The 26052-nt window shown below is 37.7% G+C and carries 20 protein-coding genes and 2 CRISPR repeat arrays (1 of these 22 running past the window's edge); of the genes, 12 read left to right on the top strand and 8 right to left on the bottom strand.

The genetic code is table 11. The annotated features are described in order from the left end of the window. Positions 1-501: direct repeats of the CRISPR family, unit length 29 nt; unit sequence GTTTTATCTGAACTAAGTGGGATATAAAG; it reaches 1282 nt to the left of the window's first position. Between the two features lie 179 nt (positions 502-680). Continuing rightward, positions 681-1837, bottom strand: a protein-coding gene (locus RI196_RS16355) for an IS3 family transposase (RefSeq protein WP_375338766.1) whose coding sequence is annotated in 2 segments (ribosomal slippage) — positions 681-1576 and positions 1576-1837 — 1158 coding nt in all. Because the reading frame shifts where the segments join, the coding sequence is not laid out codon by codon here. An 82-nt stretch (positions 1838-1919) separates the two neighbouring features. Continuing rightward, positions 1920-2276: direct repeats of the CRISPR family, unit length 29 nt; unit sequence GTTTTATCTGAACTAAGTGGGATATAAAG. An 819-nt stretch (positions 2277-3095) separates the two neighbouring features. On the opposite strand from RI196_RS16355, the gene RI196_RS16350 reads away from it, so the two are divergent. Then, complete coding sequence (locus tag RI196_RS16350) at positions 3096-4799, top strand: methyl-accepting chemotaxis protein (RefSeq protein ID WP_311066547.1); 1704 nt, start codon at positions 3096-3098, stop codon at positions 4797-4799. A 115-nt stretch (positions 4800-4914) separates the two neighbouring features. On the opposite strand, the gene RI196_RS16345 is transcribed toward RI196_RS16350, so the two are convergent. Beyond that, on the bottom strand, positions 4915-5244 hold the full coding sequence (locus RI196_RS16345; protein ID WP_311066546.1) for a CHY zinc finger protein: 330 nt from the start codon (positions 5242-5244) through the stop codon (positions 4915-4917). 656 nt (positions 5245-5900) lie between these two features. Between RI196_RS16345 and RI196_RS16340 the strand changes: the two genes are divergently transcribed. Genes RI196_RS16340 through RI196_RS16330 form a run of 3 tightly spaced genes read left to right on the top strand, consistent with a single transcriptional unit; the run spans position 5901 to position 8258 of the window. Continuing rightward, the gene (locus RI196_RS16340; protein WP_130157422.1) at positions 5901-6467 is read left to right on the top strand and encodes a tyrosine-type recombinase/integrase; all 567 of its coding nucleotides are present in this window, start codon (positions 5901-5903) and stop codon (positions 6465-6467) included. A gap of 54 nt (positions 6468-6521) precedes the next feature. Next, complete coding sequence (locus tag RI196_RS16335; protein ID WP_066250077.1) at positions 6522-7022, top strand: cation:proton antiporter regulatory subunit; 501 nt, start codon at positions 6522-6524, stop codon at positions 7020-7022. Between the two features lie 9 nt (positions 7023-7031). After that, positions 7032-8258 carry a cation:proton antiporter gene (locus tag RI196_RS16330; RefSeq protein ID WP_311066544.1) on the top strand — a complete coding sequence of 409 codons (1227 nt, stop codon included), beginning with the start codon at positions 7032-7034 and terminating at the stop codon, positions 8256-8258. 344 nt (positions 8259-8602) lie between these two features. On the opposite strand, the gene RI196_RS16325 is transcribed toward RI196_RS16330, so the two are convergent. Continuing rightward, positions 8603-9781 carry a M20 metallopeptidase family protein gene (locus tag RI196_RS16325; RefSeq protein ID WP_311066543.1) on the bottom strand — a complete coding sequence of 393 codons (1179 nt, stop codon included), beginning with the start codon at positions 9779-9781 and terminating at the stop codon, positions 8603-8605. A gap of 1082 nt (positions 9782-10863) precedes the next feature. On the opposite strand from RI196_RS16325, the gene RI196_RS16320 reads away from it, so the two are divergent. Then, complete coding sequence (locus RI196_RS16320; protein ID WP_063386832.1) at positions 10864-12039, top strand: acetyl-CoA C-acetyltransferase; 1176 nt, start codon at positions 10864-10866, stop codon at positions 12037-12039. 324 nt (positions 12040-12363) lie between these two features. On the opposite strand, the gene RI196_RS16315 is transcribed toward RI196_RS16320, so the two are convergent. Continuing rightward, positions 12364-13791 (bottom strand): DHA2 family efflux MFS transporter permease subunit, encoded by a 1428-nt coding sequence (locus RI196_RS16315; protein WP_144598421.1) that lies wholly within the window; start codon positions 13789-13791, stop codon positions 12364-12366. Positions 13792-13968: 177 nt separating this feature from the next. Between RI196_RS16315 and RI196_RS16310 the strand changes: the two genes are divergently transcribed. The 5 genes from RI196_RS16310 to RI196_RS16290 all read left to right on the top strand — a co-directional run bounded on the left by RI196_RS16310 (position 13969) and on the right by RI196_RS16290 (position 17035). Continuing rightward, positions 13969-14811 carry a TetR/AcrR family transcriptional regulator gene (locus RI196_RS16310; protein WP_144598416.1) on the top strand — a complete coding sequence of 281 codons (843 nt, stop codon included), beginning with the start codon at positions 13969-13971 and terminating at the stop codon, positions 14809-14811. A 66-nt stretch (positions 14812-14877) separates the two neighbouring features. Continuing rightward, positions 14878-15648, top strand: a complete 771-nt coding sequence (locus tag RI196_RS16305) for a threonine/serine exporter family protein (RefSeq protein WP_063386830.1) — start codon at positions 14878-14880, stop codon at positions 15646-15648. 17 nt (positions 15649-15665) lie between these two features. Continuing rightward, positions 15666-16091: a threonine/serine exporter family protein gene (locus tag RI196_RS16300; protein WP_063386829.1), complete on the top strand. Its 426-nt coding sequence runs from the start codon at positions 15666-15668 to the stop codon at positions 16089-16091. 273 nt (positions 16092-16364) lie between these two features. Further along, entirely contained in the window at positions 16365-16751 is a 387-nt protein-coding gene (locus tag RI196_RS16295) for a gamma-glutamylcyclotransferase family protein (RefSeq protein WP_311066542.1), read from the top strand. Between the two features lie 74 nt (positions 16752-16825). After that, positions 16826-17035, top strand: coding sequence for a hypothetical protein (locus tag RI196_RS16290; protein WP_311066541.1), 210 nt, complete (start codon positions 16826-16828; stop codon positions 17033-17035). 15 nt (positions 17036-17050) lie between these two features. On the opposite strand, the gene RI196_RS16285 is transcribed toward RI196_RS16290, so the two are convergent. From RI196_RS16285 to RI196_RS16270, 4 genes are read right to left on the bottom strand one after another with little or no spacing between them, the layout of a single operon-like run. Then, entirely contained in the window at positions 17051-18205 is a 1155-nt protein-coding gene (locus tag RI196_RS16285) for a mannitol-1-phosphate 5-dehydrogenase (RefSeq protein WP_063386827.1), read from the bottom strand. Positions 18206-18207: 2 nt separating this feature from the next. Continuing rightward, positions 18208-18642, bottom strand: coding sequence for a PTS mannitol transporter subunit IIA (locus tag RI196_RS16280; RefSeq protein ID WP_063386826.1), 435 nt, complete (start codon positions 18640-18642; stop codon positions 18208-18210). 1 nt (position 18643) lies between these two features. After that, complete coding sequence (locus RI196_RS16275) at positions 18644-20746, bottom strand: BglG family transcription antiterminator (RefSeq protein ID WP_311066540.1); 2103 nt, start codon at positions 20744-20746, stop codon at positions 18644-18646. A gap of 40 nt (positions 20747-20786) precedes the next feature. After that, a complete protein-coding gene (locus tag RI196_RS16270; protein WP_311066538.1) occupies positions 20787-22226 on the bottom strand; it encodes a PTS mannitol transporter subunit IIBC in 1440 nt (479 codons plus the stop codon). A 289-nt stretch (positions 22227-22515) separates the two neighbouring features. Between RI196_RS16270 and RI196_RS16265 the strand changes: the two genes are divergently transcribed. After that, positions 22516-24291 (top strand): putative bifunctional diguanylate cyclase/phosphodiesterase, encoded by a 1776-nt coding sequence (locus tag RI196_RS16265; protein WP_311067370.1) that lies wholly within the window; start codon positions 22516-22518, stop codon positions 24289-24291. 334 nt (positions 24292-24625) lie between these two features. Continuing rightward, positions 24626-25885 carry a hypothetical protein gene (locus tag RI196_RS16260; RefSeq protein WP_311066537.1) on the top strand — a complete coding sequence of 420 codons (1260 nt, stop codon included), beginning with the start codon at positions 24626-24628 and terminating at the stop codon, positions 25883-25885. Positions 25886-26052 lie beyond the last annotated feature (167 nt).

The raw sequence follows: 26052 nt of genomic DNA, 5'->3' as shown, positions 1-26052 counted from the left end.
TGCCTGCGGATAAAGTGCGTTTTATCTGAACTAAGTGGGATATAAAGTACATAATTAGAGAAAATAAATATACAAGAATTAATGTTTTATCTGAACTAAGTGGGATATAAAGTCGACAACTCTAGCGACAGTGGCAGCTACTAGACCAGTTTTATCTGAACTAAGTGGGATATAAAGCGGAACTAGGTGCGGAACTAACTCCGGAACTAACCTGTTTTATCTGAACTAAGTGGGATATAAAGTGTAATATGGAAGGAAGAGCAGCAAGTGATTTGTCGTTTTATCTGAACTAAGTGGGATATAAAGTTTTTCTTGAGCTCTGCAGCCAATTTTTCCGCATTTTGTTTTATCTGAACTAAGTGGGATATAAAGATGAAAAAAGTTGCGAATTTCTTTTTCATCTTCATCAGTTTTATCTGAACTAAGTGGGATATAAAGACTACTCCAAACAAGAAAAACGGCGGGAGAACAAGTTTTATCTGAACTAAGTGGGATATAAAGTATTGAAATTGAGGGGAAAGCAATGATATTAGGTCAATAAAGTAGACACAAAAATTTATAGATTTTTTTTCGCAGCTACCGCGCTATCGCTTGGTGGCCTTTTAAAAATAATTACGACGTTGTCCTAATTATTTTTAAAAGGTAAATTTTCGTGTCTAACTATTCTATTAATATGTTCATTAAGCTCCCTTTTTATAGTACATACGTTCGTATTCAGATGGCGAAAAATACTCTGTTGCGGAGTGAATACGTTTATTATTGTAAAATATTTCTATATACTCAAATATGCTCTTTTTTGCTTCCTCCCTTGTTTTATAACGAGTCTGATAGATTAGTTCTTTTTTTATAACCCCATGAAATGATTCAATACAAGCGTTGTCATAACAATTTCCTTTGCGGCTCATGCTACATTTCATTCCGTATTCCATTAGCTTAGCTTGATAGTCATTTGAAGCATATTGACTCCCTCGATCAGAATGATGGAGGATAGAACCCTGTGGTTGTTGACGCTGATAGGCTTGCTTTAAAGCACTTAACACTAGCTCCTTTTTCATGGAACAGTCTATATGCCAGCCGACTATTTTCCTTGAATACAAATCCATCATACTAGCTAGATAAAGCCAACCTTCATCCGTTGGAATGTATGTGATATCAGCTACCCATACTTCATTTGGTTTCGTAACAGTAACATGTTGGTTTAAGACATTTTCGTGGACCGGATGGTTATGTTTTGAGTTAGTGGTAGCCTTATGCTTTTTCACGGTACGAGACTTCATTCCCTCTTTGTTCATTATGCGGGAAACCGTCTTCTGTGAAACCTTCATGCCTTCATGATTAAGCTTTTTGGCAACCTTTGGACTCCCATACAGTTGGCGAGATTCGATATACACACGACGCACTTCCTGCGTCCATTCTTCTCGACGCTCTTGTCTAGCACTTTTGGGACGATCACGCCATTTATAATAACCGCTTCGAGAAACTTTCAATACTTCGCACATCTTCTCCAATCGGTAATCGAAGCGATGCTCATGGATAAATGAATATTTTACCGATGGTCTTTCGCGAAGAAGTGCATCGCCTTTTTTAAGATGGAGTTTTCCTCCTCCAGATCCCGAATACGTTTCTTTAGTTCACGAACTTCGTGGTCTTCGGATCGAAACGTTTGGGTTTCTGTTATTTCAGGTTCTTGCTTATATTTTTTCATCCAGCCGTGAAGAGTATTTTCGTTAATTTTGAGCTCACGAGCCACTTGTGCAACGGATTTCGCTTCCTCCAAAATATAACGAACAGTTTGACGCTTAAAGTCTTCCTCGTACCGCCTTTGTTTTTTTGTCATGTAGACACCTCATTTTTCAGTCTATTATTACTATAATAATCTGTGTCTACTTTTTAGTCTAACATCACAATTGACCAAAAATGTTTTATCTGAACTAAGTGGGATATAAAGAAGCTTGCAATCGTTCGGCTTGCTTTTCAGCTTCGGTTTTATCTGAACTAAGTGGGATATAAAGACTTCCGGATTAGGATAGGTCGTTGCAATATCTGCGTTTTATCTGAACTAAGTGGGATATAAAGGAATACGAATATAAAGGAAATTGTATGATTGGGGATTTAGTTTTATCTGAACTAAGTGGGATATAAAGATTAATCTTCTAAGAAAAGAAATGTCTGATCAGTGTGAGTTTTATCTGAACTAAGTGGGATATAAATTCACTGACAAGGAATATTCTGACCGTTCCCGGAAGGATTTTATCTAAACTAAGTGGGATATAAAGTTTTTTCCGTTAGAACCGAAATAAAAAGTAGATTTGTTTTATCACTAAGTTGGATATAAATAAGGGGAACTTGAACGTATTCGGACAGGCTGGAAATGGTTGTATCAAAACTAAGTGGGATATCAAACCGCTAAGGCTAATTTAAGCGTTAATCATTTCATAAGCAGGCAACACGAATATAACGGAAAAGCTGGAGAAGAACAGTGCCTGCTTTCTTAATTTTTGTTTTATACTAGCTTGTCTCAATGATGGTTTCCATCTTCAAAGGACGGGTCAGTGCTTACTCTTTCTCATAAATCATTTGTACAAATGTGTGATTCTTTTTAATGAAAATATTTTTGTAAAGGTTTAAAATGAAACATATACTAGTGCTTTTGTCATAATGCAAGAGAAATTAGCATTGCATGAATCAGAGGCTGGTTTAGGGGGAGTTTCCAATGGCTTGAAAAAGCGGTGAGACGATAATGAATATAAGCTTCTAAAGGAAAAATATTTTATCTATTTGGTTAGCATTCGGCTTGCTTCTTATTCGTGATGCCATTCGGAAAGATTTTATATTGCATTTTTCCTGAAATGGTTGTTTGTTATATTTCAGTCGGTGCTCAAAATAGAAAGATTTTTGGTTATGCGGCAGCTTAAGTGCTTTCTGGTTTACCTGTTTTCTTTTTAGTATTTTCCGGCTCTTTTGCAACGGCTATATTCAAATAGCTTCCTGCTTTGCCGCTTTCATTTTAGTGATTTCATACGTTCTTTGCCGATGTGTAACTTCCAACTAGAAAAAGAAAAAAAGTTACATAAGAAGGTACGAGGGGGATTATTATGATACGTATGTATAAAAATTTAAATATTGGCTGGAAATATTCAATTGGTTTGATCGTAACAGTGGGATTATTTATTATAGCGTCTATTATTATAGGAAACCAATTTTTTCAAATAAAAAACAACATTGAACAAATTGACCGTAGAGGAGAAAAGGCTGTACATATAACAGAAATGGCTTCGCTTTTCAGAGCTGCTGACATTCGAGTGGCCGATTATATAAATACAATGGATGAAAAAAACTTGCAAGAGTTCAATGATCGTATGCAGGAGTATGAAGACAAAAAGAAGGGAATAGAGTCTCAACTGGAGACTAAAAATCAACGGGATTTATTAGCAAAGATTGAAACAAACAAGGAAATGATTAATGATCTGTTTTTAAACCAGCTAGTTCCGGCTTTGAAGGGTGGAAACAAGGAAGAAATCGGCAAGTTAAGAGAACAAATCGCTGAATTGCGTAAAGAAACAGTTGCTCAGCTTGATCAATTGACAAAGGCCGTAGATGAAGAACGCATTGTAGCTGTCAATCAAACATTAAATGTTATGCAGCACAGCCTACTCATATTGGTTTTATCTGTCCTTTTATCAATCGTTCTTGGGGTAACAGTTGTTTTCCTTATTACGCGGACGATAAGGAAAAATTTACTTGTAGCAGTAAAAATGGCGAATCAAATCGCAGACGGGAACCTGCAAGGTCATGCAGTCATTTATGAAGGTAAAGACGAAATCGGCCAATTAGTCAATGCTATGAATAAAATGAAAGGAAACTTGCATCAGATTATTGGACATATGACAAATGTTTCAGGCAATTTAAGCAAACAAAGCAGAACGCTGTCACAATATTCCGAAGAGGTTCAGCAAGGCAGCCAACAGATTGCTTCTACCATGCAGGAATTATCAAGCGGTGCTGAAGAACAAGCGAACTCTGCATCAGAGCTATTAGAACAGATGAATGAATTTGAATCGATCGTAACAAATGTATTAAAAAATCAACAAGAAGTGCAGACATTTTCAGACTCCATGCTTACGCTGACGGAGGATGGCAGTCAGGCAATGATAAAATCAATCGAAAAAATGGAATCAATTGATGCGAAAATTCAAGGTTCACTCGCAATGGTAAAAGGGTTAGATACGAAAACAAACGATATTGCCAATTTAATTAACGTCATCCAAGAAATTGCCGATCAAACCAACCTTTTAGCGTTGAATGCTGCGATTGAGGCTGCGAGAGCAGGAGAACATGGAAAAGGTTTTGCAGTTGTCGCTGATGAAGTGCGCAAGCTTGCAGAACAGGTAGCTTCCTCTGTTTCGGAAATTACTTCTATCATTCAAGGCATTCAAACTGAATCTAAAAATGTTGTTATTTCATTGGAGGATGGCTATAGAAACGTAGCAGAAGGTACGGAAACTATTTCTAAAACAGGTGATATCTTTAATGAACTAAAAGAGACCATTAAAAAAGTCTCGCATAAAATTCGCGGTATGTCAGAATCGATTAACAGTGTTCTTGACAATACGAAAAAAATGGGAGAATCCATTGAAAGTATTGCATCTGTATCAGAAGAATCTGCAGCTGGAATAGAAGAGGTGACAGCTACTGCTGAACAGTCTAATTCTTCTATGAAGGAAGTAGCAAATTCAGCAAAACATTTGGATAAAGAAGCAATGGATTTTGATCGATTAATACAGCAGTTTAAAATTTAGTTAGTTTTTGAGATTGTATGTAACACACGTCTATTTTAAAAAATGAGGGCCATTTCAAACTTTGATAAATGTAAGTTTGAAATGGCTTTTTGTAATGTGTTTTGAAATGAATTTTTTAAGATTCAAAATAATAATGACGGTGAAGTCCACAGCCTGGATTAAACTGCGCATTGCAGTTCGGGCATTGATATGCACTGTGCAAATACTCATTAATAGTCAATTCTTTCCCGCAATGGCCGCATAAAATCGCTTTCTCATCAAACAAGGCTTTGGGCCAAACTTGTGGATTTCCGCATCCCTCTTCCTCATGGCATTTATGACATGGATAATAAGTCTGGCAGCAATAAAATTTGATTGCAATAATATCCACATCTTTATGGTAATGCTTGCAACGAGATTGTCTGTCGACAACTTTACCTTTCACTTCTATTCCATTTATGTGCATTGGCTTTTCACCCCAGTTCAAAACGTCTTTATCATGTGCCACAAACAGAACGAAAAATAGTCATTTTTTTATATAAAAGTATAGCATAACTGTTTCTTTCAATTGTGCTTGGTTGTGATGACTTTGGGGGCTGTCTTAGAAAGTCAAATCGCCATTGAAAACAAAAAATCATAAACACCGATATATCAACGCTTCTAAAACATTAATGGGGGCGTCAATAAGCCGATTTTCTAAAAATAGATCAGTCTTTTCTTGATGATTTTGTGATATTGAGCAAAAACGATTATTTTAATGGCGCACAATATGGGCTTAGGGCATGCCGCAAAAGGACAAAGGTGCAACTCGAAATTTGGGAAGCGATGAGGTTCAAGCGAAATTCATAAAAATGCAAGATAAAAAGCAGGTACCTAAATTGTTTCCTATGAAATGGAATGAAGAAAAAACCGTATGCAAAATTGTTTAAAGAAGGCTTGAAACGGGCAGGATTACATATTAAAATTCCTCTTTATTAGGAATAACAGGACCGCTAAACATAAAAACAACAGTTTGTTTACCTTATCCCTTATTTTCGTCTTAAAATACAAAGCTTTGTTTGCGTGTTACATAATAATAGTATATAATAGCATTAAGTAACGTGGATTAAGGGGAATAACTATATGGAATATGTTGAAGCTCTAAGAGATATAAAACAAATCAATGCCATGAAAAGATATTTAAAGAAGCATTCAGAGCGAGATTATGTACTCTTTGTGTTTGGCATCAATACCGGTTTAAAGATCACAGAAATATTGGAAATAAAAGTAGGAGATGTTTTGGGGGATGACGGCTACATAAAGGATTTTTATCTGCTTCCACATAAAGAATCTAAAACGACTAAGGAAGTGTATCTCAACCAAAAAGTAAAAAGGGCGATTCTCCATTATATCCAATCGAGACAATTGAACCGCGAAGATTATTTATTCCAGTCCGCGAAAACGAAAAAGCCCATCACGCGTCAACAGGCTTACCGCATTATCCATCGTGCCGCAGAAGCGGTCGGCATACAAGGGAAAATTGGAACGAACTCTATGCGTAAAACCTTTGGATTTCATGCCTATAAACGAGGAGTCGCCATTTCTTTGCTTCAGAAATATTTTCACCATTCGTCTCCTTCTGAAACACTCAAATATCTAGGAATTTCGAAAGATGAAAAAATTAGAACGGAAATTGATGTAAACCTTTAATATTCAACAACCTTAATCCATTCATTTAAAACATTTATAAGGAGGAATTTTTGCATGAATATTAGAGAAAGTGAACTTCCGGGAATTGGATATAAGTTTGAAATTATTACAAAGAACCAAGATAAGCTTGTTATTGTCATCCATGATGATGGACGGAGAGAAATTTATCATTTTGATTCAGATGATCATGATGAGGTTTTAAGTACTGCCACATTTGATGACTCAGAAGCAAGACAAATTGCTGGAATTTTAGGCGGAATGGCATATAAACCTAAAGCATTAGAAACCGTTGACTTTGCGTTTGATGATTTAATTATTGAATGGTATCAAGTAGAACCTGGTGCACCAGTTGTGAATAAAACGATCGGTGAGATTGATATAAGAAACAATTATGGAGTTACGGTCATTGCTATTAAGAAAAAAAAGACAAAGAAGACACACAACCCAGGTCCGGATACGGTGATTGAGGCAGGCGATACATTAGTAATTTCAGGAGAACGAAACCAACTAAAACAACTAGTTAACAACTTATTATCGAACAAAGGAAAGGAGTGAGGTTTATAGATGGATCATTTAGTCTTTGAAGTTGGTACAGCACTTGTCCTTGTTGCAATTGCAGCTATTATCGCAAATAAGCTTAAATTTTCCATTATCCCTTTCCTGATTGTCCTAGGTATGCTTGTTGGCCCGCATGCCCCAACGATTGGGATTATCGACTTAACCTTTGTTGAAAGTAAAGAAATTATCCAATTTTTAGGACGCATTGGTGTTCTGTTTTTGCTTTTTTATTTAGGTTTGGAATTTTCTGTTGGAAAATTGATGAAATCAGGCCGAAATATTGTGGTAGGCGGGAGTCTTTATGTAGCAATCAATTTTGTTTTAGGCCTTTTATATGGATTTATCGTCGGGATGCCATGGATGGAGACTCTTATTATTGCTGGGCTTGTCAGCGTGTCTTCCAGTGCAATCGTCGCCAAAGTCCTTGTTGATTTAAAAAGAACAGCAAATCCAGAAACAGAGTTAATCCTTGGGATCATCTTATTTGACGACATTTTCCTTGCTTTATTTTTAACCACAATGTCAGGTGTCTTGCTTGCCGGCTCTACTTCTGTCCTCGGTATCATTACCTCTGTTCTTATTTCGGTTGGCTATATGCTGCTGTTTTTTTTCATTGCACGAAAAGGTTCGCCTTTATTAAATAAATGGTTGAATATTAAATCTGACGAAATTTTCATTATTGTTATATTTGCTACATTGTTTTTTGTTGCTGGGTTTTCAGAAACCCTTCATGTTGCAGAAGCGATTGGCGCATTGCTGTTAGGTCTAGTTTTTTCAGAAACTGACTATCGAGACCGCATTGAACATATGGTAGTTCCGTTTAGAGATTTCTTTGGCGCAATCTTCTTTTTCAGCTTTGGATTGAGTATTGATCCATCAACATTAGCTGGTGCGATCTGGTTAGCTTTAGGCGCTGCCGCACTCACAATTGCTGGGAACTTTGTAGCTGGTATGATTTCGGGGAGGAAAGCGGGGCTATCCCATAAAGCTTCTACCAATATTGGTTTAACCATTATGGCTCGTGGAGAATTTTCGATCATTGTTGCAAATTTAGGGATTACAGCAGGATTAAATCCCATTTTAACTCCTTTTACTGCCCTTTATGTTCTTATTTTAGCGATCGTAGGACCGCTACTTGCGAAAGAAAGCAAAAATATTTACAAGTTTTTAAATAAGATTTTCAAATGGAGTAACACACCGGAAAAGAAAAAAATAAAAGTCCCAGGCGAGTAGCTCGCCAATGGGAAATTTTAAGCTCAATGAACATTATTATACACCAAAAACATCTCTCAAGAAATATAGAAATAAAACGCGAAAAATGTACGTAAGCTGTTTTCAAAAATTTATTGAAAATGCAGGTTTTCTCCTTATAACAGAAAACCTGCATTTCCTTGTAAACTATTATTTTGCGTACAAAATTTCGCATTTTTTGTTTGCGTTTCTTTAACGTATGGATCGAAGCGGCTGAACAGAATGTGCATTTGCTTGTTGACAGTTTCGCTACATAAAATCATCATTATTGTTGTTTCAATGTACATTTCGAATTTGTTGCACCACTTTTAATTGACATCATTTTTTTATTGTAAAAGATAATGATTGACAATACTTAAAAATATTTTCCCTGAGACGAGAAGCGCACGCTCGTCAAAGTCAAAGCGGGGATGGTGATGAGGATAATGAGTTTTTGGATCGTCTCCTCTTGCACCGACATGAAAATAAACACCTGGTTTATGCTTTAAATAGTATGCAAAATCTTCTGCTCCCATTGACGGCTGATAATTATAAAAACAGTCAGATGCATACGTCTCGCTAATAATGGCTCGCAATTGTTCGGTTTCATTTCTAGGATTGATAACTGGAGGATAGCCGTTTAAATAATCAATTTCGTAGCTTGCGTGCGAAGCTTGGCATAGTCCTTGAACAATCGCTCTGATTTCCTCCTCAATTTGCTTCCTAACGTTTGGATTAAATGTTCTTACTGTCCCTTCTATTCTAGCGTTTTCTGCAATGACATTGAAAGCTGTTCCAGCTTGAAACACACCAACTGTCACAACAGCTGAATCTATCGGATTCACGCGTCTGCTGACAATTTGCTGCAAGTAGTTCACAATTTGGCTGCCGATGACAAGAGCATCTACTGTTTCATGCGGACGGGCCCCATGGCCTCCTTTTCCTTTTATTTGAATCGTAAATGCATCGACAGCAGCCATAACGGGTCCTTCTCGTAAGCCTATTTTGCCGTACGGAATATCAGTGGAAACATGTGCGCCAAATACAAGGTCAACATCGTCCAGGCATCCATCTTCAATCATAAACTTGGCGCCGCCGGGCGGTTTTTCCTCCGCGTGCTGAAAGATGAATACGATGTTGCCTTTTAAACGGCTGCGGTCGATTTCACTTAATACTTTTGCAACCCCGAGGAGAGCTGCTGTATGCCCGTCGTGGCCGCATGCATGCATAACTCCTTTTACGGACGATCTGTAAGGAGAGTCGTTCTCTTCATGGATCGGAAGCGCATCAAAATCAGCGCGGAAGGCAATGGTTCTTCCTTCTTTTCCGCCCTTGATCATTCCGACAACTCCATTTCCACCGATTCCGGTCTTTACCTCAATCCCAAAGGAGGAAAGCTTCTCTGCAATAAATTTCGGTGTATTTTCCTCTTGAAAAGAAAGCTCAGGATGACGATGCAAATATCTTCTCCACGAAACCAATTGTTCGAAATTTTCCATTAAAGAACGATGAAGCTCCTTAATCATTTTCGCACCTTCTTTCAAAAATAATGATCCTTTTTTTCGATTAAAAGCTGTTAAATCATCATCAGAAATATGAAGTATCTAGTAGTCTAGCTGGGAAGAGAAGTAAGCTGAGTTTTAAGATCAAAAGTAACTCTTTAGCAGCGTTAGATAAAACTCGTCTTTACTTCTAAGCCAACTAAAAAAGGCTTCATCACGTATTATTTTCTTTAATATTTCGCCTTCTTTAGAAGTACGAAAACTGCTTTTTCAGGTATGGTTAAATATTTTAATCACCAATTCTTTATTAAACCTATACAATATATTGCAATTACTTAATATTCATTTTACCTCCCTTTTTTTGTCACACCAAGTAAAATTTTTCATTTATTTATATTTTACAGAACCATTTAAGAATGCATTCGCTGCCTCTATATAGAACTCTAGTAGAAACAAAAGAGGTTAACTCATGAAAAGTTCGCTATTTCTCAAAACGAAAGAACCAAGCTGGAAAAGAGATATAAAGAAAGCGCCATAAAAATAATCAAACAACCAGAAAATAAAAATGACCTGTCCTTTTCCTAAAGCGAGAAATGTAATATTCGATGATTGGTTTTTAAAAACAACACGTCCGGATTAGTACCATAAGATAAGCTGCCATCTTCTTTTCCGGGTTTCTACCATTTTTAAATTGTACATTCCAGAGTGGTTTAATAATTAATTCTTTTTTTCTAGAATATAATGTATCTCTAATTCTTCAAGATCCAATACTAAACCATCATACTTTCATCAAATGATCGAAAATATTCACCCCAACTTATTTTGACATCATTCCATTTTTTACCTTATTAACAATCCAGCGGTTGTTTTTGAAAAACCGTTTTTACCTGACGTTTAGTTCATCTATACGCAAATTTGCTGAATTCTCCTTTGATTTTTAAGTATTTTTAACATTGTTATTTAATTTTCGTAATTTTATAATGAGCGTGTAAATAATTTTCATTATTCTGATAAATGAAAACGTTTTTGTGCACTAACGCATCAGAAATATTTGATACATGCAAAGGAACTGTTGGAATACCGAAATGTTTAGAGGAGTGAATAAAATGAAAGATATCGTTTTGCTGGAAGGAGCAAGAACGGCATTTGCTGAAATATCTGGATCATTTCGAAACACTACTGCGACTGATTTAGGTGCATTTGCGGCTAAAGAAGCTATTCGAAAATCTAATATTTCGCCTGATGAAATTGATCATGTTGTGTTTGGAAACGTTCAGCAATCAAGCAGAGATGCACACATTTTAGCAAGACATGTTGGATTAAAAGCCGGCACCCCGATTGAAGTTCCTGCCGTAACGATTAATCGTTTATGCGGGACGGGGATTGAAGCAATCCTAACAGGCGCCCGCTACATTTTAACGGGAGAAGCAAATGTTGTGCTGGCTGGCGGCACGGAAAATATGAGTCAAGTACCGCATGTCATTCGCGGTATGAGATGGGGAAGTCCTCTAGGTTCGCCTGTTGTAGAAGACTGGTTATGGGATGGACTATATGATACGTATGGCGGCTGCACAATGGCTGAAACAGCTGAAAATTTAGCTGTCAAATATAATTTAACGAGGGAAGAAATTGACCGTCATGCTTTATCTAGCCATGAGCGTGCGATTGCAGCGAGAGAAAAAGGGTATTTTAAAGAAGAAATTGTACCGGTTACTGTGAAAGGGAAAAAAGGAGACATCATTATTGATCAAGATGAACATATCCGCCATACGAGCATGGAGCAGCTTAGTAAATTAAAGCCTAGATTTATTGAAAATGGTGTTGTCACGCCGGGAAATGCAAGCGGTATGGTTGATGGAGCAGCAGCTGTTGTCATTGCATCAAGTGATTATGCAGAAGAAAAGGGGTTAAAACCGATTGCCCGCCTTGTTTCCTGGGATGTTGTAGGAGTAGAACCGAAGTATATGGGGATCGGTCCGGTTCCTGCTATTCAAAATGCATTAAAGAAAGCAAATTTAACGATTTCTGATTTGGACTTAATTGAAATCAATGAAGCTTTCTCTGCTCAATATTTAGCATGCCAAAAAGAATTAGGCTTTGATCTTGAAATAGGTAATGTAAATGGGGGAGCCGTTGCGCTAGGACATCCTCTTGCTGCAAGCGGAACAAGAATCACGACAACTCTTATTTATGAATTAAAAAGGCGAAACAAAAAATATGGCGCTGTATCTGCATGTATTGGCGGAGGACAAGGAATCGCCGCTGTTTGGGAAGCGCTGTAAATCCGCAGAAAAAATTGAATGCTTCGGCTACACGAGAAAATAACGGGTTAAATATATTGTCGGATCAAGCCTTATTTGTTTCCATGCGGCAAGGCGATTTCAAAAGAAAAATGGGGTAACTGTATCGGATGTCAACTTCTGATGCAGAACATATTATTGAAGCAGTCTCTGCAGCTTTTTGATTATAAGAGGGTTGATGATAAGTAAATAGGTATGAAATGTTCAGCTGCTGTTGAAGCTGCCTTTTAATTCCGGCTGGAAAATCTAGATATTTTGAATGAAAAAGCCTCTAGACTGATGAACTTAGTCTAGAGGCTTTCTATTTTATGATGCGGATTGTTTTAAAAATGTTTCTCCTTCTGGTTTTGCCCGTTTGATAAAGAAAGTGAGAACGAGGGCGATCAGTGCAATTAACACTGATATTTTGAAAGAAAAGTTGATTCCATTTAGCATTGCTTCATTCATGATATCGGCCATTTTTGCTGGATCACCCGCTGCGGATTGCGCCAATCGCTCCGCTTCCGACTCTGCTTTGTTTTGCATGAGCGTGACCAGCAGCGCTGAACCAGCAGCTCCTGAAACTTGCTGCAACGTGTTGTTCATCGCTGTAGCGTGCGGGTTCATGGTTTGCGGCAGCTGATTGATTCCGTTTGCCATGACGGGCATCATCACCATCGACATTCCCAACATTCTTAATGAGTACATAAGCATTAAAAAGCTGTAGGATGTATCCATTGTTAAGTGGCTGAATTCATATGTTGTAAAAATGGTAATAGATAAGCCGATAATGGCGAGCGCTCTAGCACCAAATTTATCAAAAAGCCTTCCTGTTATCGGCGACATAATTCCCATGATGATTGCTCCCGGCAGCATTAAAAGTCCGGAATCAAAAGGTGAAATGCCGCGAATTGTTTGAATATATATTGGCATAAGCAGCATCGCTGAGAACATCGTCATCGAAAGGACGATCGAAATAGCGGATGATAAGGCGAACATCGGATATTTATAAATTCGAAATTGCAAAAGAGGCTCTTCCATTTTTAATTGCCGCACAATAAACAAGACTAAGCTGATCGTTCCGACAATAATGGTTCCATATACATAAACGGAATCCCAGCCTTTTTCCCCGGCGGAGCTAAACCCGTATAAAATGCCGCCAAACCCGATGCTTGATAAGATGAGCGATAAAATATCCAAAGATATTTGTTTTTGAGGCAAAATGTTTTTTAATTTAAAGATTGCAAGGATGAGTGTGAGAGCAGCGATCGGAATAACGATGTCAAACAATGTACGCCATGAATAATGCTCAACAATCCATCCGGATAGCGTTGGCCCTATCGCTGGCGCAGTGATCATTACGAGTCCAAAAAATCCCATTGCTGTGCCGCGCCGTTCAACAGGAAAAGCGACAAGCATGACATTCATTAATAAGGGAGCCATGATCGCTGAACCGGCCGCTTGAAACATTCTTGCAACCAATAACACGCCAAATGTCGGCGAAAGTGAAGCTAGCACTGTACCGGCTGTAAACAAGCTCATTGCTGTTAAATATAGTTGGCGATTCGTAAACTTTTGCAACAAGAATGCGCTGGCAGGAATTAAAATCCCATTAATCAGCATGTAGCCTGTTGACAGCCATTGCGCGGATGAAGGAGATATTTCAAAATCCTTCATAATGGATGGAAGTGCAACATTTAGAAACGTTTCGTTAACAAAAGACACAAAGGCACCAACAAATAAAATGGCAATCATCCCATAAGGCGGTTTGTTTAATGTTTCATGATTGGTCAAGCGAGAATCCTCCTTGTACTTATAGTATATTATTTTATACTGTTGTTATAAAAGATAATAATAATATATACTGATAGTATAAAAAAATCAACAATAACTTTTATTTTTGAGTTCAATCATAAAGGATGTGCAGTCAAATTGAACGATCGAAAAAGACAAGTAATGGAAGCGGCGCATACTCTTTTTGTTGAAAAGGGATTTGTGAGAACATCAGTTCAAGATATTTTAGATAAAAGCGGGATATCGAAAGGGACATTTTATAATTATTTCTCATCGAAAAAAGAACTTTTAATTAGTATTTTTGAAAAGATTAAAATGGAAACAGATCAGCGGAGAATGGAAGTGTTGGCTGGCAGGCAAGCAAACGATAAAAACGCGTTTATCGAACAAATTCAAGTCAAGATGGAAATCAGTAAAGAAAATAAACTATTCGCTCTGTTTTATGGTGTGCTGATGTCAGAAGATGAAGAGCTTAAAGGATTGGTGCAGCAGTATCATTTTGATGAACTTTGCTGGGCACAGAAGAGGATTGCAGAAGTATTCGGGGAACAAATACGTCCGTATTCGGTTGATTTGGCCGTGTTGTTGTATGGAATGGTTCAAAACGCCATTCATTTCGCTGTCACTGCCGGAGCAGAAATAGAAATTAACAGCATAATCGCTTATTCGTTGAGAAGAATTGAAAAAATAGCGGAAAATGTTGTGAAAGCGAAGGATCAGCTATTTGATCCGGATATAGTAGAAAGGCTGGAGCCGGAAGAGGCTTTGAATCGGAAAAAGAAAAAGGAATCCCTTTTCAATCAAATTGATAAAATAAAAAAATCGGCAGATGAGGAGCAAAAGGAATTGCTATCCTTTCTAAAGGAAGAATTGCAATCTTCTGTTCCGCGGCGAGCGCTGATTTACGCGGTGATGTCCCAAATTGATCAGAAGAAAAAGCTTGAGCATTTGGTCGATGAGGTGCTAAGATTTAATACTTAAAGACCTATAAAAGGCTGAATCGTTTTGCCATTCACTTACCAAAAGACTTGGATATAATAATAGGAAATGAAGTTTATTGGAGAGATTAGCGTGCAATTAAATTCCAACAAGATTATTGAAGCCTGTTTGCTAGCTGGTAAAATTATGCTTGAAAATGGAGCGGAAACGTACCGCGTTGAGGATACGATGCAGAGGATGGCTACATCCCTTGGTGTAAAGCAGTCTCATTGTTTTGCTATGCCCACTGGAATTATATTTTCCATTGACGAAATGGAACAGACAAAACTTGTACGTGTGCTGGAACGGACAATAGATTTAAATAAAGTTGCGATGGTGAACAACATTTCTAGAAGGATGGCGCAGGGTGAAATATCTGTTGATGAAGCTTTGCTGGAACTGAAGCAAATAGACGAATCAAAACCTGAATATCCAGTTTGGCTGCAATTGACCTCCGTTTCCATCTTGAGCGGCTGGTTTTTAATCATGTTTCAAGGAAAGTGGGCAGATTTTGTTCCTGCCATGATTTCAGGCGGCTTAGGTTTTGCATTTTTAGTTTATGTTCATCGTTTTGCTAAAATTAAATTTTTTTCAGAGTTCCTAGCATCGTTTGTCATTGGATTTACAGCCATTTGGCAGGTGAAGCTGGGCATCGGGACCGATTTAGATAAAATTATTATCGGTTCTGTCATGCCGCTTGTACCGGGGCTGCATATCACGAATGCTGTCCGCGATTTGATGGCAGGACATTTAGTGGCTGGATTATCAAAGGGAGCTGAAGCGTTTTTAACAGCTTTTGCGATCGGATCAGGAATTGCCATCGTTTTATCGATTTATTAATTGAAAGGATTGTTGTCATGCTGTCACAACTTGCAGCAAGCTTTATTGCAGCATTTGCATTTGGAATTATTTTTAATGTACCAAAAAAGACGTTATTTGCATGCGGAATTGCGGGAGCAGTTGGATGGCTTTCGTATTTATTCTTGATTCATTTTAAGATGGATTTAATTATCGCTGCATTTATTTCAGCGCTTCTTGTTGCCTTCATTAGTCACTTGTTTACGAAAATGTATAAAGCGCCGATCATCATTTTTTCTGTTCCAGGTATTATTCCGCTTGTCCCAGGAGGGATTGCGTATGATGCCATGCGCCATGTAGTCGAGCAAGACTATTTTACGGCGATTGAACTAGCAGCTAAAGCTTTTATCATATCAGGAGCCATCGCCATGGGACTAGTGTTTTCCGAAGTATTGAATCGGATGATTATGAAAATTATTCGGTAGTAGCTCTTTTCAATTAGTTTACCGGTGCATTTGCCGCTTAGGGAACAAATTTTTATACATGTCAGTTTTCATGGTCTTGCTTAGCTGGTTATGTTTTTTAAGGTGGGGGCGGTAGCTCTTTTCAATTGATTTGCCGCCTAGGAATAAATTTTTTTACATACTAGCTTTCATAGTCCCGCTGACCGGCTATGAATTTTTGAGGTGGGAAATCGCTCTTTTCAACTGACGTGTCGATGTTCACTGACCGGATTAAACTTTTTGAGGTGAGCTGCCATGCTTTATCAAGTTTTTGTGTATGGAACGTTGTTAGTCGGGGAAGCAAATCATCATGTTGTAGAGCCTTATTTAATCTCTTGCGAAAGAGGACATGTGAAAGGACGCCTATATGATGTAGGAGATTATCCAGCGCTTGTCCTTGATGAAGGTGAAGATGAAGTTGCCGGTGAATGGTTCATTGTAACAGAAGAAGGATTGAGGCAAATGGATTTGCTGGAGGATTTTATAGAAGGGCGGCCGAATAATGAGTATGAGCGCGTTTGGGTCAAGGATAGCCGGCAAAATATAGAAGGTTTTGTTTACGTATATTCCTTGGAAAAAGCGCAGCATCTTCCTATCATATATTCCAATTCATGGAGAGAGCATCGGAGAAATCAAAAGTAAAAGGCTGATTCAACACATTGCTTTTCAGCGATGTTGAGTCAGCCTTCTTTGTATAGTTTTAGTATTGATTGTGAATGATGAATATGTTTTCTTGTTCATTACATTTGATTGACGGGATTGTGGCATTAGCCCACAACTTCCTGAAAGTAGCCGGCATCCGCCAGCTACTTTCAGATAAAAATCGAAAAAATATAAAAGCAAGTGGAGAGAAACGAATTGTTTTTCTCCACTTGCTTCATTTTAGGGACTTATCGGACAGCCCCGTGTTTAAACAGGCAGAATGAACCATCCTGCTTACATTATTTCAATTTGATGAGCTGTTCATATTTTTCAAGAATTAGTTTTGTTAACGGGTCGTTTTCGTCAAGCTGGCTGTACTGCTTCAAAGCTGCAGCTGCTCCTTTTGTTTTAATGATTTCTTGCAATTCGACTGCCTCTTGGTCTTCTTTATAGTCAAACAATAGCGCAGCTGCTACGGCTGTTGCAAGATTTTCAGGTTTTTGACCGAATTCCATTAATCTTTTTGCTGGTAAAATTAATCGGTCGTTTGCGCCAAGCTTGCGAATAGGTGATCTGGCTACTCTAGTGACATTATCGGAAATTTGTTTGTTTTCAAATCTAGAGATAATCTTATCGATATATTTTTGATGCTCGGAACGATCAAAATGATAAGTTTTCGCCAGCATGTCGCCGGTTTCAGCTAGCGCGCCTTCTAAAATTGGGCGGACAAACGGGTCCAATACAGCTTTGTCGATTGTTTCTATATTTTTGAAATAGCCTAAATAAGCTGCAGTAGCATGTCCAGTGTTGACAGTAAATAGCTTGCGCTCAATATATGGATTTAAGTCGTCAACATAGGTGATTCCTTGAATATTTGGCAAGCTTCCTTTTATGTCTGTTTTTTCCACGACCCATTCAAAAAATGGTTCAACAGAAACTTTTAAAGGGTCCTCGTGGGTTTGTAATGGAACGATGCGGTCGACAGCTGCATTAGGAAAGCCAACATATTGATCCAATTTTTGTTTTTCTTCATCTGTAAGCGATTTGCGTACCTCTTCTTTTAATAATTGGCTGCCGCCGATCATATTTTCACATGCAATAATGTTTAAAGGCTGGACTGACTGTTTAAATCGTTCCTTAAGTCCTGAAGCGATTGTCGGTGCAATGATTTTTAAAATATTTGGACCGACAGCCGTTGTAATTAAGTCAGCTTGGCAAATGAGATCGATAACTTTGTCAGTTTGTTTTGCACTGTTAATTCCTTTTACACCTGTGACGGTGATTGTTTCTTTTTTTTCGCTGGCTAATTCGATGATATAACTTCCTCTTTTATTTAGCTCAGAGATTAGATTTTCATTCACGTCAAGAAAATATATTTCATAGTTAGCTTGATTTAGAAGAGCGCCGATGAATCCTCTTCCTATATTTCCAGCGCCGAACTGCAAAGCGATCATGTTTATTCCACCTCATTGAATAAATTGATTAATTCTTCTTTAGTCGCTGCATTGATGATACGGTCAACATTTTCTTCCTCTGAGCAAAGGATGGCGATTTTCGACAAGAGCTCCAAATGTTCGTTGTCTTTTCCGGCAATTCCGAACACTACTTTAGCAATGTTGCCTTCTCCATATTCTACACCTTCAGGAATTTGAATAATGGAAATACCTGATGATAAAATGTCTTTTTTTCCTTCTTCTGTTCCATGAGGAATAGCTATATGGTTTCCCATGTATGTGGAAGTGATTTGTTCTCTTTCAAGCATTTTACTGATATAATGTTCGTTCACATAGCCGTTTTCCACAAGAACCTTTCCAGCTAATTTAATAGCTTCCTCCTGATTGTCCACTTTTGCATTTAAAACAATATTCTCTGCTGTTAATATTTGCTTCATCTTAGTCACTCCAATTAAAAAATTTTTCTTTCATATAACGATGGAAAATCTCATTCAGCTTATGATAGACAGCTGCTTCATCTCCGCTTTCAAATAGTGTTAAACTGCTATTGCTCTCAATAATAGATGAACTGATTTGGCTTAATATTTCCAGCTTATTTTGAGTTAGCTGTTCAGGAGCTAAAAGCAGCAATATCCGGCTGATTTCCATCGCATTTCCGTCCATTCCGAGGACGTTGTCCGCTTTGTCCAAATCATAAATACGAAATAAAGGAATCAATACTTCTTCATCTTTTAAATGAAATAAAGCAATTTTTGTCCCGGGAATTCCCAATCCTCCTTTTTGTTCTCTCGCCAAAAGCTTCTTCGCAACGGATTCATCATTTGTGATCAATTTTTCTTTATGCAATGTGCGGGCGATTTCCAAAAGATTTTTTTTATGCTGTCCTGTATTTTCAAGCAAGCTCACATTGAAATGGAGCAAAACTGTTTTGATAATATCGCCCAGTTCAAAAAATTGATCGATGATGTGAATCATATCGTTTGAAGGATTTTTCCGGAAAGGAATGCCCGGAACATTGTTTTCGCTTCTTTTGAATTCTGTCAGCTTTTCATTCATGTACCTTTTTATTTTGGCGATATCATGCTCATTTAACAGCGGGTTAACTGTAATATATGACACATGACGATACGGAAGATCGGTAGTTGAAATAATAATATCGTATTGGCTGACATCCAGCCTTTTTAAATCAATAAGAGAAGCAATATGAATGTTTTCTATTTCAGGAAATTCCTTGCGAAGTCTCGTTGCCAGCATTTTGGAAGAACCGATTCCGCTGGGGCAAACAACTAATCCCTGCAGCGAAATATTCTCCATCTTTGATTCTAAAGCGGAGCCAAAATGCAGTACGAGAAAGCCAATTTCATCCTCTGATAACTGAAGATCATAAAAGATTTTTTTTACCCCTTCTTCGACAGACGCGAAAAGGGTGGAAAATTTTGTTTTGATCTGTTGCAGCAGAGGATTGTGCGTATGAATCTTCTCTTTTGAACGTGTAATAGCAGGGACAAAATGGGCTACCAACCCTTGATATAAAGATTGATCTTCCGTCAAGGGAAAGCCGGTTTTGTTGGAAACAAATTCAATGAGCGCATGGACCTTTCTTGAAATGTCTACATCTACATCAAAGAAGGAAAAATCTTTATCTTCTTTTCTGCGCGCTCCTAATAAATGAGTCGCGACATAGCCGATTTCCGCTTCAGGGAACTTGACCTGAAAGGCTTTTTCCAATTCTTTGACGATCATGCGGGCGGATTCGAATTCTTTTGTGCCTTTCAATTCTTGAAAAACTTGAGGATCGATATCGATCGTTTCGCCTTTTTGGATTCTTTCCGCTGCAAGCATTAAATGGACTGCAAGAGCAATATAGGCACTGTCCGCAATAGAAAATAAAATAGTTTGCCGAAAATTTTCAAGTACTCCTTCAACCGTTTTTATTTTTTCTTCATCAATGATTTCAAAAATTTTTTCCCTTTTTTCATTTTTCTCTTCTTTTATCTGCCTTTCAATTGCTTGCAAAAAACTTTTTTCATCCAATTTCTCCATTATAATGTTTCCAAGGAGAGCCCTCTTTCCATTTTCTGGTCCAATGAGTTCTATTCCGTATCCTCTTTTTCGGATGAGCTTCAAATCAAATTGAGCAATCCATTCTTCGATTTGATCTAAATCATTGCTTACGGTTGCAGAAGTGACGTTTAATTTTTCAGCTAGTGTAAACAGTTTTAGAGGCTCGCTGGCCTCTAAAAGTGAACATAGGATGAGCACTTTTCTTTCTTCCTGGCTAAAGTCTGTGTGCTCTCCAGATCGGATATCTTTTAATAAATTTTGTTTCCGCAGCGATGGACCGAATAAGCGAATTCCTTTTCCTTGCAGGCTGTCAATATAAAGACCATATTTTTTTATCACTTTTTTTATATTTTTAAGCTCCCGGTGAACTGTTCTTGAGCTGACGTTTAATCGTTCAGCGATCTCTTTTGTGGAAATGTGTCGGTCCTCCTGCAGCATTAATTCGATGATTTCCCGTTCTCTCGCCCGCAAGTACATGGAATTCACCCCTTTTAAAGTGCACTGCTGTGCAATCTGCTTATGACTGTTCTTTTAATTTTTCTAGCAGTTCATCGTACTTAGGACTGTTTAAGAAATTCTCAACAGAAATGTGTGTTGCATTAGGAAGCTTTGCTTTTGCTCTATCTGTTAAATCTTTATGTGTAAATACAATGTCTGCGTCATCAGGCAAATTGTTGATGGCAGTGTTTGTTACTTCGATATTTAACCCAGCTTTTTGGACTTTGTTTCGCAAAATGGAAGCGCCCATTGCACTGGATCCCATGCCTGCGTCACAAGCAAAAACAATCTTTTGGACATTGGCTAATTCATTTTCTTGCAGCTCGGCATCTCCGCTGTCTTTTTGCGCTTGATTTGTGAGCATTTCTGCTGCTTTGCTTTCTTTACCTTTTAATTGCTGCATTTTCTCTGCTGCTGCTGATAAGTCTTCCTCGCTGTCTGCTTTCGCTGCTTTTAAGATGATGCTTGAGATGAGGAATGAAACAGCAGTTGCAACAATAACACCAGCCAACACACTTATATAATGTCCTTTTGGAGTCATAATCATTAATGCAATAATACTTCCCGGTGAAGGCACTGCCACAAGTCCGGCATCAAAAAGTAAGAATGTTAACACTCCGCTCGCTCCACCGGCAATAGCAGCTAAAATTAATAATGGTCTCATTAAAATATAAGGGAAGTAAATTTCGTGAATTCCGCCCAAAAAGTGAATAATGGCTGCACCAGGAGCAGTTTGTTTAGAATTTCCTTTTCCAAACAGCATATAGGCAAGCAAAATTCCTAGACCTGGCCCTGGATTCGTTTCAAGCAAAAATAAAACGGATTTGCCTGTTTCTGCTGCTTGTTCAATTCCGAGCGGGCTTAAAATTCCATGATTAATCGCATTATTTAAAAACAGCACTTTTCCGGGTTCGATAAATATACTTGCGAGCGGAAGCAGGTTGGCATCGACAATGAATTTAACTCCACCTGCCAAAATGCCGCTCAAAGTTAAGACAATCGGGCCGATTCCTAAAAAAGCAATAATCGTTAAAATAGCAGCGACAATACCAGCTGAAAAATTGTTGACAAGCATCTCAAATCCGGATTTAACTTTTCCTTGGAACAGTCTGTCCACTTGCTTTATAATATACCCACCAAGAGGCCCCATTATCATGGCACCTAAAAACATTGGAATGTCCGCTCCAACGATTACTCCCATCGTTGCGGTTGCACCCACAACTCCTCCGCGCAGATCATACACCATGCGCCCGCCGGTAAAACCAATTAGAAGCGGCAACAAATATTGTATCATCGGATTCACTAGTTTTGCTAAAGCTTCATTTGGTGTCCAACCAGTCGGTATAAATAACGCAGTGATGAGTCCCCACGCAATAAATGCGCCGATATTTGGCATAATCATTCCGCTTAAATAACTGCCGAATCTCTGTATTTTTACTTTAATATTTGATTCTGCCATTGTGTTCACCCCTTTTATTTTTTTAGAATAATGTTTCTACATTTTAAATTTTAAAGCGTTATCATTGCGAGTCTCAATTTAAAGAAAAGTCAAGTTTGTCACTTTTGCTGCTGACAAAATTTATTTGAAGTTTAACCAAACGCATGCTTTTTATCCTTCTTTTTAGCTATTTTTTGGCATCTATCAGATGACAAATTTCCTGTATTTTATTACTATAAATGTAACTTCTATTTTCTGTATAAGGTGCTTGAAAATGGAATCGTATTATGTGGAGGGTATCGTAGTGGGGATGAAAAGACACGAAGCTCTGGAAGAGATTGAGAGAGTGCTGGGTATACGGGCTGTTGAAGTGCTGACTCATGTTGGAGAAGAATACTTTCGCTCCCTTGTTAAGTATATTGCAGAAACATTACATGCGCCAATAGTCCTTGTCGGAGAAGTGGACGAAACATCTTCAAAAATAAATGTACTAGCAATGTATCGAAACGGAAATTTGTCTGATGGAGATGTTCAGCCAATACTAGCTTTGGAAAGTTCTTTAAAGGAAGCGAGCTTTTACGAAAAATTAATTCACCAGTTATTCTCTAGATTAAAGGGAGATATAGAAGGCGCCGGTTATTTGGAAATACCTCTTAAAAGCAGCAAAGGGGAGATCATTGGGCTCATTTTTATTATAAACATAGAGACGACGGAGACAAAGGAGAAAGCCGAAACGATTTTTCGCTTGTTTAGGGATCGGACTGCGAAGGAAATAGCTAGGAATAAAAAGGAAAAAAGATTATTAAAGCTGGCACACTACGATTCGTTGACTAATTTATTAGAACGGGCTACTTTTCGAAAAATGGTTGATGAAGAAATAGGAAAACATCCTGAAATAAAAAGAGGCTTTTTCTTTATTGACATTGACAATTTTAAAATGATCAATGATTCTTTCGGGCATAAGAAGGGAGACGAGCTGTTAGTCAAATTTGCAAAACGATTAAAAGACATAATGAAAAACGAAAACGCGCTTCTTTGCCGCAATAGCGGCGATGAATTTGTCATCATGCTGAGAGATGTAGAAAAGGATCAAGTTTATAATTTAGCTGCAAACCTTGTCAATGAGCTTCAATATCCACTAATTTTAGGAGAAAATGCTGTGTTTATCACAGTAAGCATAGGAGTTTCTTTTTTTCCTGAGCATGGCCACAATGCAGACACACTGATCCATCATGCTGACTTAGCCATGTATGAGGCAAAAAAGGATGGGAAAAGCACATATCGCTTCTATCAATCTTTTATGGAACATCATTACGAACGTTTTCTTTTGAAGCAGGAGCTGCGGCGCGGTATTGCCAAGAACGAGTTTGTCTTATATTATCAGCCGAAAGTTGACATCATTCAAAGGAGAACCATCGGGTTTGAGGCTTTAGTTCGATGGAATCACCCGGAGAAAGGGTTTCTATCTCCATCAGAATTTATTGAGTTGGCTGAAGAAGATAATACGATTGAATTGATAGGAAACTTAGGATTGGATGAAGCGTGTAAACAGCTTAAATGCTGGCAGGAGGAATTTAGTAATCAACAATTAACAATTGCGGTTAATATGTCGGCACGTAAATTTTTTCATAGTGATTTAGTTCATCAAGTCCAGGAATCGATTTCAAAATACAAGCTGCCGTATTCTTCGCTTGTCATCGAAATAACGGAAACAACGGCCATAAAAGATTTTGAACATGCGGTAAAAATTATTCAAAAGCTCCAATCATTAGGTGTGCACATTCATCTGGACGATTTCGGCAAAGGTTTTTCCTCTCTTTATTATTTGAATAGACTTCCTGTCAATGCAATTAAGATCGACCGTTCGTTTATACAGCAAATCGGGCAGGGGCAAAAGGAAAATCCAATCGTCAACGCCATCATCGCAATGGCTCATTCTCTAAATTTGGATGTCATTGCAGAAGGGGTCGAGTCAAATGTTCAGCTCAAATATTTGCTAGGGAAGGGCTGTCATATTATGCAAGGATACTATTTCAGTAAACCTTTGCCAGCGGATAAAGCCGGGGATTATTTAAGAAGAATGTAAATAATGATTCACTTCTGCCTCCATTTCTCAAGCCGTTTTGGGAGAGGAGGCATTTATATTTTTTGGATCGGCGTGTTATCAGAGTGCGTTTTTTCATATAAAAGATGCCGGCATATCGAGTCCGGACTTTTTGTTTTGTAAAAATGTTTATGTGTTTGATAGACTGTATTATGTTAAGGGAAGATCCCGTAGATTATGTATTAGTATATTTTAAGAAAGAAAGGATGAGAGAAAGGTTTTGCGCATTTTTGTGTATACAGTTTTGATAGCTATTTATATTTTATCTCGTTTTTTTCATGCTCCAGTCATAAGCTATAGCACTGGAGCTGTCGCTTTGGTAGCACTCGCAATTTCAGCGGTTTATGCCAGAGGACTATATCTCATTTCAGGTGCCATATTTTTATTGATTGGATTTGTTTTATTTATTCAAAGTAAGCAGCCATGGCATACGTTTATTTTGCATTTTGAGCAAGTGCTTGGTTTGCTTTCATTGTTTTTTGTATTGCCATTTATGAATTCCATCATTCGTGTCGGAAGGTATGATAAACATTTAAGCTTGTTACTTCAGGATCAAGCTGCTGATCTGAACCATTTATATCGGCGAAGCTCAGGAGTTTGTCATATACTCGGTCTATTTTTAAATATTGCTACAGCCCCCCTTCTTATTAAATCATTAAATGTTATACTGCATGATTTGCCCAAAAAAGTGCTAACGAAATTTTATTCGCAAAACTTGCTGCGCGCCTATGCTTTATGTCTTACTTGGAGCCCGATGGAGGTGATGGTGAGTTCAACGATAGACATTACAAAAGTGCAGTATTTTATCATTTTTCCAATTTTGCTTTCGATGGCAATCATAATGCTTGGGTTTGATTGGCTCATGTCTTCGTATAAATATAAAGGTATCCAAATCGCCTTTCATACGCCTCATTTTTTTAATAAGAAAAAGGGTTATAAAAAAGCTTTTGAATTAATCGGAATGCTGCTTTTGTTGATATTCATGGTGTCGACTGTTCAACATTTTTTACAAAAAGGTTTTCTGTTTTCTGTTGTATTATTGATTATCCCATTTTCTGCTATTTGGTCTTTGTTTATTAAAAAAGGAAAAAGATATTTTACAGTTGCAATCCAGCATTGGAAAGAGCGGACAAGGGGATTAGCCAATTACTTTTTCATGTTTTTGGGAGCAGGTTTATTTGTAGAAATGCTGGCAGACTCGCAATTGCTATCATTTTTAAAACCTGTTTTTGAATTAGGAACTGAAAAGACGTTGATTTTATATAGTACAATAGGACTTTATTTTTTCATTACATCGTTAATTGGTTTTCACCCTTTAGTAGGTTTTGCTTTATTGGCAGAGCTCTTGCAGCCGTTTTTAGTCGACATACCACCAATTCCGCTATCCATTGTGTTAATATGCAGCAGCTTGTCGACTGTGATGTTCAGCCCTTTTAATATATCAGTATCAATTTTGTCTGATGAATTAAGCGTACAATCTTATCGGATCGGTTCATGGAATATGATTTTTGCATTAGGGTACATTGGGTTCGGCATTGTGGTAGCATGTTTTGTTGAAATGTTTTTTATGTATTGACACCGTTTACAATAAAATTTATAATCTTCTTAAAAAGAGATTATTTTCAAAATTCTCAACAATAAATATTTTTTTAGATCGATCTAACAGGATTTTAGATCGATCTAAAAAGCTCGGATATTGGATCGATCTAATAGAAGAGTAAACAGAGCCAAATCGATGTGATA

It is taken from the genome of Aeribacillus composti (assembly GCF_031760945.1).
In the GTDB taxonomy this organism is placed as follows: Bacteria; Bacillota; Bacilli; order Bacillales; family Aeribacillaceae; genus Aeribacillus; species Aeribacillus composti.
Note: the sequence above shows the minus strand (reverse complement) of the source record. Positions and strands in the feature narration are given on the sequence as shown.

What these genes read in the sequence shown, in the direction of transcription:
- RI196_RS16350 (WP_311066547.1), top strand. Translation starts at nt 3,096, where the DNA reads ATGATACGTATGTATAAAAATTTAAATATTGGCTGGAAATATTCAATT.
- RI196_RS16345 (WP_311066546.1), bottom strand. Translation starts at nt 5,244, where the DNA reads ATGCACATAAATGGAATAGAAGTGAAAGGTAAAGTTGTCGACAGACAA.
- RI196_RS16340 (WP_130157422.1), top strand. Translation starts at nt 5,901, where the DNA reads ATGGAATATGTTGAAGCTCTAAGAGATATAAAACAAATCAATGCCATG.
- RI196_RS16335 (WP_066250077.1), top strand. Translation starts at nt 6,522, where the DNA reads ATGAATATTAGAGAAAGTGAACTTCCGGGAATTGGATATAAGTTTGAA.
- RI196_RS16330 (WP_311066544.1), top strand. Translation starts at nt 7,032, where the DNA reads ATGGATCATTTAGTCTTTGAAGTTGGTACAGCACTTGTCCTTGTTGCA.
- RI196_RS16325 (WP_311066543.1), bottom strand. Translation starts at nt 9,781, where the DNA reads ATGATTAAGGAGCTTCATCGTTCTTTAATGGAAAATTTCGAACAATTG.
- RI196_RS16320 (WP_063386832.1), top strand. Translation starts at nt 10,864, where the DNA reads ATGAAAGATATCGTTTTGCTGGAAGGAGCAAGAACGGCATTTGCTGAA.
- RI196_RS16315 (WP_144598421.1), bottom strand. Translation starts at nt 13,791, where the DNA reads ATGATTGCCATTTTATTTGTTGGTGCCTTTGTGTCTTTTGTTAACGAA.
- RI196_RS16305 (WP_063386830.1), top strand. Translation starts at nt 14,878, where the DNA reads ATGAAGTTTATTGGAGAGATTAGCGTGCAATTAAATTCCAACAAGATT.
- RI196_RS16300 (WP_063386829.1), top strand. Translation starts at nt 15,666, where the DNA reads ATGCTGTCACAACTTGCAGCAAGCTTTATTGCAGCATTTGCATTTGGA.
- RI196_RS16295 (WP_311066542.1), top strand. Translation starts at nt 16,365, where the DNA reads ATGCTTTATCAAGTTTTTGTGTATGGAACGTTGTTAGTCGGGGAAGCA.
- RI196_RS16290 (WP_311066541.1), top strand. Translation starts at nt 16,826, where the DNA reads ATGATGAATATGTTTTCTTGTTCATTACATTTGATTGACGGGATTGTG.
- RI196_RS16285 (WP_063386827.1), bottom strand. Translation starts at nt 18,205, where the DNA reads ATGATCGCTTTGCAGTTCGGCGCTGGAAATATAGGAAGAGGATTCATC.
- RI196_RS16280 (WP_063386826.1), bottom strand. Translation starts at nt 18,642, where the DNA reads ATGAAGCAAATATTAACAGCAGAGAATATTGTTTTAAATGCAAAAGTG.
- RI196_RS16275 (WP_311066540.1), bottom strand. Translation starts at nt 20,746, where the DNA reads ATGTACTTGCGGGCGAGAGAACGGGAAATCATCGAATTAATGCTGCAG.
- RI196_RS16270 (WP_311066538.1), bottom strand. Translation starts at nt 22,226, where the DNA reads ATGGCAGAATCAAATATTAAAGTAAAAATACAGAGATTCGGCAGTTAT.
- RI196_RS16265 (WP_311067370.1), top strand. Translation starts at nt 22,516, where the DNA reads ATGAAAAGACACGAAGCTCTGGAAGAGATTGAGAGAGTGCTGGGTATA.